8 protein-coding genes are annotated in these 7,109 nt (G+C 65.9%); 4 read left to right on the top strand and 4 right to left on the bottom strand.

Annotation, left to right across the window (positions count from 1 at the left end):
- A partial coding sequence (locus PHQ87_RS13030; protein ID WP_300235064.1) for a transposase occupies positions 1–575 on the top strand: 575 nt, incomplete at its 5' end.
- Between the two features lie 113 nt (positions 576–688).
- Here the strand turns inward: PHQ87_RS13030 and rpmG are convergent.
- From rpmG to trxB, 3 genes are all read right to left on the bottom strand, one after another.
- Complete coding sequence (gene rpmG, locus PHQ87_RS13035; protein ID WP_300235067.1) at positions 689–859, bottom strand: 50S ribosomal protein L33; 171 nt, start codon at positions 857–859, stop codon at positions 689–691.
- A gap of 17 nt (positions 860–876) precedes the next feature.
- Complete coding sequence (gene rpmB / locus PHQ87_RS13040) at positions 877–1,110, bottom strand: 50S ribosomal protein L28 (protein ID WP_300235070.1); 234 nt, start codon at positions 1,108–1,110, stop codon at positions 877–879.
- 178 nt (positions 1,111–1,288) lie between these two features.
- Positions 1,289–2,230: a thioredoxin-disulfide reductase gene (gene trxB, locus PHQ87_RS13045; protein WP_300235073.1), complete on the bottom strand. Its 942-nt coding sequence runs from the start codon at positions 2,228–2,230 to the stop codon at positions 1,289–1,291.
- 159 nt (positions 2,231–2,389) lie between these two features.
- Here trxB and PHQ87_RS13050 point away from each other — a divergent pair, with 159 nt between their 5' ends.
- The 3 genes from PHQ87_RS13050 to lolA all read left to right on the top strand — a co-directional run bounded on the left by PHQ87_RS13050 (position 2,390) and on the right by lolA (position 6,183).
- Positions 2,390–3,064, top strand: coding sequence for a Crp/Fnr family transcriptional regulator (locus PHQ87_RS13050; protein ID WP_300235076.1), 675 nt, complete (start codon positions 2,390–2,392; stop codon positions 3,062–3,064).
- A 48-nt stretch (positions 3,065–3,112) separates the two neighbouring features.
- Positions 3,113–5,458, top strand: a complete 2,346-nt coding sequence (locus tag PHQ87_RS13055) for a DNA translocase FtsK (protein WP_300235078.1) — start codon at positions 3,113–3,115, stop codon at positions 5,456–5,458.
- A gap of 68 nt (positions 5,459–5,526) precedes the next feature.
- On the top strand, positions 5,527–6,183 hold the full coding sequence (gene lolA, locus PHQ87_RS13060) for an outer membrane lipoprotein chaperone LolA (RefSeq protein WP_300235080.1): 657 nt from the start codon (positions 5,527–5,529) through the stop codon (positions 6,181–6,183).
- Positions 6,184–6,254: 71 nt separating this feature from the next.
- On the opposite strand, the gene PHQ87_RS13065 is transcribed toward lolA, so the two are convergent.
- Positions 6,255–7,109, bottom strand: an 855-nt coding sequence (locus tag PHQ87_RS13065; RefSeq protein WP_300235083.1) for a TRAP transporter large permease subunit, incomplete at its 5' end; no start/stop codon positions are given.

The following is a 7,109-nucleotide window of genomic DNA, read 5'->3' on the forward strand; positions in this document are numbered from 1 at the left end:
GATCTGGTGAAGAGCTGCACAACAACCACCACACCTACCCGACCTCGGCCAAGTTCTCGGTCAAGCCCTACGAGTTCGACATCGGCTGGGTGTACATCTCCGCGTTGCAGAAGCTTGGCCTGGCCCATGTCAAGAAGGTGCCGCCCAAACTCGCGTTTGGCGAGGTGAAGGCGGTGGCGGACGAGAAGACGCTGGAAGCCATCATCACCAATCGCTATGAGGTGATGGCCGGTTATGCGGCCGAACTCAAGGCGGCCTGCGCGCGCGAACTGGCGGGCATGAAGGCGCGCAGTGCCGATGCGTCGCTGGTCAAGGCGGCCAGCCGATGGCTGCACCGCGATGACGACAAGGTGCCGGCCGAGATCAAGCCGCAGCTGGCCGAAGTGCGTGCCAAGAGCCCGGTGCTTGACAAGATGGTGACCATGCGCGAGGAGCTGCGCGCCCTGTGGTCCAGCACCACTTCCACGCGCGAACAGCTCGCCGCCGATCTGCAGGCCTGGTGCCGTCGCGCCGAGGAAAGCGGCATCACCGCCCTGCGCGACTTCTCCATCAAGCTGCGTTCGGCGCACGCCTGACCGTTTTGCCGGGGGGGTCCACCCGGGCTCAATGAAAAAAGCCCGCTGTGTGAACAGCGGGCTTTTGTGTGTTCTGGCCGGAGTCCCTGCAGGTCGTCCGGCGGGGAACCGACTTACTTCAGCTTGAGTTCCTTGTAGTCCACGTGCTTGCGAGCGACGGGATCAAATTTCTTGATCAGCATCTTTTCGGGCGTGGTCTTCTTGTTCTTGGTCGTGGTGTAGAAGTGACCGGTGCCGGCGGTGGATTCCAGCTTGATCTTCTCGCGAACGCCTTTGGTTGCCATGGTGCGAACTCCTTAGCTTAAGCTTGGCCGCGAGCGCGCAGGTCGGCGAGCACGGCGTCGATACCCTTCTTGTCGATCAGGCGCAGGGCTGCACCCGAGACGCGCAGGCGAACCCAGCGGTTCTCGCTCTCGACCCAGAAACGGCGGTATTGCAGGTTCGGCAGGAACCGGCGCTTGGTTTTGTTGTTGGCGTGGGACACATTGTTCCCGACCATGGGCTTCTTGCCCGTGACGTCGCACACGCGTGCCATGGGGACACTCCGATCGTTGTCAAAAAACGGCCGCCACCCGGGCGGTGGGGGCCTCACCTCGCCAGAAGGGTGGCGGTAACCCATAGGACTGGCCAAATCCAGAAATTTGGCGCAGCCCGAGATTATACGTAGATTTGGCGGTGGTTCGCAAACCGCCGCCGACCAGTGGCGAGTACCTTTACTGGCTTTCCAGGAAACGCTGCGCGTCCAGCGCCGCCATGCAGCCCGTGCCGGCACTGGTGATGGCCTGCCGGTAGATATGGTCCTGCACGTCACCGGCAGCAAACACCCCGGGCACGCTGGTCATGGTGGCCATGCCGTCCTGGCCCGATTGCGTGACGATGTAGCCGTTCTTCATGGCAAGCTGGCCCTGGAAAAGCTCGGTGTTGGGGCTGTGGCCGATGGCCACGAAGCAGCCCTTGACGGCGACGTCTTCGCTGGCACCGCTGAGCACGTTCTTCAGGCGTACGCCGGTCACGCCGGTGTCGTCGCCCAGCACTTCGTCCAGCACGCTGTGCAGCTTCAGCTCGATGCGGCCTTCGGCGACCTTCTCCATCAGCTTGTCGACCATGATGGCCTCGGCGCGAAAGCTGTCGCGGCGGTGCACCAGCGTGACCTTGCTGGCGATGTTCGAGAGGTACAGGGCTTCTTCGACGGCCGTGTTGCCGCCGCCGATCACCGCCACCTCCTGGCCACGGTAGAAGAAACCGTCGCAGGTGGCGCAGGCGCTCACGCCCTTGCCCATGAAGGCTTCCTCGGAGGGCAGGCCCAGGTACCTGGCCGAGGCGCCGGTGGCGATGATGAGGGCATCGCAGCTGTATTCGCCACTGTCGCCCTTGAGCACGAAGGGCCGCACCGACAGATCGACCGCATTGATGTGGTCGAACACGATCTCGGTCTTGAAGCGCTCGGCGTGTGCCAGGAATCGCTGCATCAGTTCGGGGCCCTGCACGCCGTCCACGTCGGCCGGCCAGTTGTCCACCTCGGTGGTCGTCATGAGCTGACCGCCCTGGGCGATGCCGGTGACCAGCACCGGCGAGAGGTTGGCGCGTGCCGCGTAGATGGCTGCGGTATAGCCGGCGGGACCGGATCCCAGGATAAGGACTTTGCTATGCTTCATGAGGTTTCCCCGGGGTTGGGCCCCGGGCGGTTGGGTATACATATACGGTAGGCGGCCATCGCGAGCGGTGGCCGCTTCGCAGGCAGTGCCGACATTCCCATGATGACCCGGTGCATTGTAGGAGCTGAGCCAGACCGCGCGACAAATAGGAATAAACGCATGGCCATCCTGTCCAATCTCGAACTCATCCGGCGGGTCCCCCTGTTCTCGACCCTGACGCAGGCGCAGGCCGAGCTGGTGGCCGAAGCCGTCATCAAGCGCCGCTTCAAGCGTGGCGAGACGATCGTCGAGCAGGGCAAGAAGTCGAACTTCCTGGCCATCGTGCTCACGGGGCGCGCGCGTGTCGTGACGCAGGACGGCCGCGGGCGCGAAGTGATCCTGGCCACGCTGAATCCGGGCGACTACCTGGGCGAGATGAGCCTGATCGACGACCAGCCGCATTCGGCCACGGTGCGGGCCGAGGTACAGACCGACGTGCTGATCCTGGGGCGGCTTGAGTTTGCGCGTTGCCTGCCCGAGAACACGTCGATGGCCTATGCGGTCATGAAGGGCCTGGTGCAGCGCCTGCGCCAGGCCGACCGCAAGATCGAGTCCCTGGCGCTGATGGATGTGTACGGGCGGGTGGCGCGCGTGCTGCTGGAGTTCGCGCAGGAGGACCACAGCGGCCGCATGGTGATCCGCGAGCGGGTGTCGCGCCAGGACGTGGCCAAGATGATCGGTGCTTCGCGCGAGATGGTCAGCCGTGTGATGAAGGACCTGGAGGACCGGGGTTTCATCGAGGTGATGGCCGATGGCAGCACCGTGGTGAAAGACAGACTCGGCACCCTGGGGTGAGCCGGCCCCGCGATGGGGTAAGCTCGCTTTCATATTGACGCGAGCGAGATGAGTTATTCCCTCAATACCTTGAATGCCGATCGCGCGCTGCAGGGCCCGTCGGGGCTGGCGCGCTTTGGGCAGGAGATCGGACTGGTGCTGGGTGCGGCGGGGCTGTTGTTTGCCCTGGTGGCCTTGCTCAGCCACTCGGCGGCCGATCCGGCCTGGAGTACCAGCGGTACCGTGGCCGAAGCCACCAACTGGGGGGGACAGTTGGGTGCCTGGCTGGCCGACATGGTCTATTTTCTGTTCGGTTTTTCGTGCTGGTGGCTGGTGCTGGCCGGCCTGCGCCGCTGGCTCTCGACTCTGGCGGGGTGGTTGCGCGGTCACCAGCGGCTACCGGCGGCCCAGGGCGAGTCCGGGGCCGTGGCGTGGTGGCGCTGGCATGGCCGCCTGGGTTACTGGGTGGCGCTGGTGCTGCTGATGATGGCCAGTTGCACGATCGAGTGGACGCGGCTGCACCGGCTCGACGACTTGCTGCCCGGCGAGGCCGGTGGCGTGCTGGGCCGTGCGCTGGGTGCCCTGGCCACGCACTGGCTGGGCTTTACCGGCTCGGCCCTGGTGATGCTGGCCCTGGTGGTGCTGGTGCTGCCCCGGGTGTTCGCGTTCACCTGGGGGCATTGGGCCGAGTCGCTGGGCCGCCGTCTGGAGGGCTGGTTCCAGAGCCGGCGCGAAAAACGCGAGGCCCATGAGGACCAGCGCATTGGTGAGCGCGCGGCGCGTGAGCGCGAGGTGGTGGTGGCGGTCGAGCGTGAGGAGATCGAGGTGCACCACCCGGCCCCCGTGTTCATCGAGCCACAGCCGGTGGCGGTGCCCAAGAGCGAGCGCGTCGTCAAGGAGCGCCAGAAACCGCTGTTCAGCGAACTGCCCGACAGCAAGCTGCCGCAGGTGGACCTGCTTGACGCGGCGCCGTCGCAACAGAGCACGGTCGATGCCCAGACGCTGGAGATGACCAGCCGCCTGATCGAGAAGAAGCTCAAGGACTTCGGCGTCGAGGTGCGGGTGGTGGCGGCGGCGCCAGGCCCCGTGATCACGCGCTACGAGATCGAGCCGGCCACCGGCGTCAAGGGTTCGCAGATCGTCAACCTCAGTCGTGACCTGGCGCGTTCGCTGTCGCTGGTGTCGATCCGCGTCATCGAGACGATCCCGGGCAAGAACCTGATGGCGCTGGAGCTGCCCAACGCCAAGCGCCAGACCATCCGCCTGTCGGAGATCCTGGGCTCGCAGGTGTACAACGATGCGCGCAGCCTGCTGACCATGGGCCTGGGCAAGGACATCGGCGGCCAGCCCGTGGTGGCCGACCTGGCCAAGATGCCGCACTGCCTGGTGGCCGGCACGACCGGCTCGGGCAAGTCGGTGGGCATCAACGCCATGATCCTGTCGCTGCTGTACAAGGCCGATGCCAAGGACGTGCGGCTGATCCTGATCGACCCGAAGATGCTCGAGATGAGCGTCTACGAGGGCATTCCGCACCTGCTGGCCCCGGTGGTGACGGACATGAAGCAGGCGGCCAACGCCCTGAACTGGTGTGTGGCCGAGATGGAAAAGCGCTACAAGCTCATGAGCAAGATGGGCGTGCGCAACCTGGCCGGCTACAACACCAAGATCCAGGAAGCCCAGGCGCGTGGCGAGACCATCGGCAATCCGTTCAGCCTCACGCCCGAGCAGCCCGAGCCGCTGGACACGCTGCCGCACATCGTGGTGGTGATCGACGAGCTGGCCGACCTGATGATGGTCGTGGGCAAGAAGATCGAGGAGCTGATCGCCCGCCTGGCGCAGAAGGCGCGCGCGGCCGGCATCCACCTGATCCTGGCCACCCAGCGGCCCAGCGTGGACGTGATCACCGGCCTGATCAAGGCCAACATCCCGACGCGCATTTCCTTCCAGGTCAGCAGCAAGATCGACAGCCGCACCATCCTCGACCAGATGGGTGCCGAGAACCTGCTGGGCATGGGCGACATGCTGTTCATGCCGGCCGGCACGGGTTTCCCGGTGCGCGTGCACGGCGCCTTTGTCAGCGACGACGAGGTGCACCGCGTGGTGGCCTACCTCAAGGAGCAGGGGGGCGAGCCCAACTACGTGGATGGCATTCTCGATGCCGGTGGTGACGGCGAGGGGGGCGACTTCCTGGGCGAGGGCGGCGGCGAAGGCGGCGAGAAGGACCCGCTGTACGACCAGGCCGTGGCCATCGTGCTGCAGGACCGCAAGGCCAGCATCTCCTATGTGCAGCGCAAGCTCAAGATCGGCTACAACCGCGCGGCCCGTCTGCTGGAGGACATGGAGAACGCCGGGCTGGTCAGCGCGCTGACCTCCAGTGGCCAGCGCGACATCCTGGTGGCGCTGCGGGGCGACTGAGCGCCGTGGTCGTGTCCGCGGCACCGGTGCACGTGGAATTTTTCGTTCGCAGCGGAATCGGACGGCATATGAATCACAAACCTTGGTTGGCGCTGGCCGCCTCTTTCATCGTGTCGGCGGCCGCGCATGCCGACGGCCTGCAGGATCTGGAGCGCTTTTTGCGCGAGGTACGCGGCGGCAGCGCCGATTTCACCCAGGTGGTGACCTCCCCACCGCGCACCCATGCCGATGGCGCGCCGGCGCGCGCAAGGTCCAAGACGTCCAGCGGGCGATTCGAGTTCCAGCGGCCGGGGCGTTTCCGGTTCGACTATGCCAAGCCGTTCGAGCAGACCATCGTCGCCGATGGCCAGACGCTCTGGCTGCACGACCCCGACCTCAACCAGGTGACGGCACGCCGTCAGCAGGAGGCGCTGGGCAACACGCCCGCGGCACTGATCGCGTCCGAGGCCGATCTCAAGGCCTTGCAGGGCGCGTTCGATCTACAGGCGCTGCCGGATCAGCAGGGGATGTCCTGGGTACAGGCCGTTCCCAAGGACAGGGACGGCCCCTTGCAGCAGGTGCGCGTGGGCTTCAGGTCCGGACAACTGGCCGCGCTGGAGATTGCGGACAGCCTGGGTCAGACCTCGGTGCTGAGCTTTGGCCAGTGGCAGACCGGTGCTGCGATTTCTACCGAGCGGTTCCGCTTCACGCCCCCGGCCGGCGCGGACGTGATCCGGCCCCAGTGAACAACAAGCCCCTCACCGCGGGGGGCAGCGAGGGGCTTCGCCACAACGGCAGCGCCGTTTGCCTGACGGGCTTACATGCGGCCCGGCAGCCAGGTCACGATCTCGGGGAAGAACCACAGCAGCAGCAGCGCGAACACCATCAGGGAGAAGTAGGGCGCGCACACGCGGGCGATGTAGGGCAACTGCTTGCCCGTCATGCTCTGCAGCACGAACAGGTTGAAGCCCACGGGCGGGGTGATCTGTGCGGTTTCCACGGTGATGGTCAGGAAGATGCCGAACCACAGCGGATCGATGCCGGCGGCCTGGATGATGGGCAGCACCACGGCCATGGTCAGCACGATGGTGGAGATGCCGTCGAGGAAGCACCCGATCACCATGTAGAAAATGCCCAGGGTGATGATGAGCATGCCCGGCGACAGGTTCAGGCTGCCGACGAACTCGGCGAGCTGGCGTGGCAGGCCGATGTAGCCCATCGACAGCGTCATGAAGGCGGCGCCGGACAGGATCAGCGCGATCATGCAGTACAGGCGCGTGGCGCCCAGCAGCGAGTCGCGGAAGGTCTGCCAGGTCAGTGCGCCCTGCGAAGCCGAGACCACCAGCGCGCCCACCACACCGAGGGCAGCGGCCTCGGTCGCGGTGGCGATGCCGGTATAGATGCTGGCCACCACGGCGCCGATGAGCAGCACGACGGGAATCAGGTGCCGGGACTCGCGCAACTTCTGACCGAACGTCATGCCGGTGTCGGCCTTGGGCACCTTGGCCGGGTTGAGGATGGCCCAGCCCATCAGCCAGCCCGAGAACAGCAGGGCCAGCAGCAGGCCCGGCAGCACGCCGGCCATGAACAGCTTGGCGATGGACACTTCGGCGGCCACGCCATAGACGATCAGGATGATGGAGGGCGGGATCAGCAGGCCCAGCGTGGCCGG

The organism is Hydrogenophaga sp. (genome assembly GCF_028698005.1).
Classification (GTDB): domain Bacteria; phylum Pseudomonadota; class Gammaproteobacteria; order Burkholderiales; family Burkholderiaceae_C; genus Hydrogenophaga.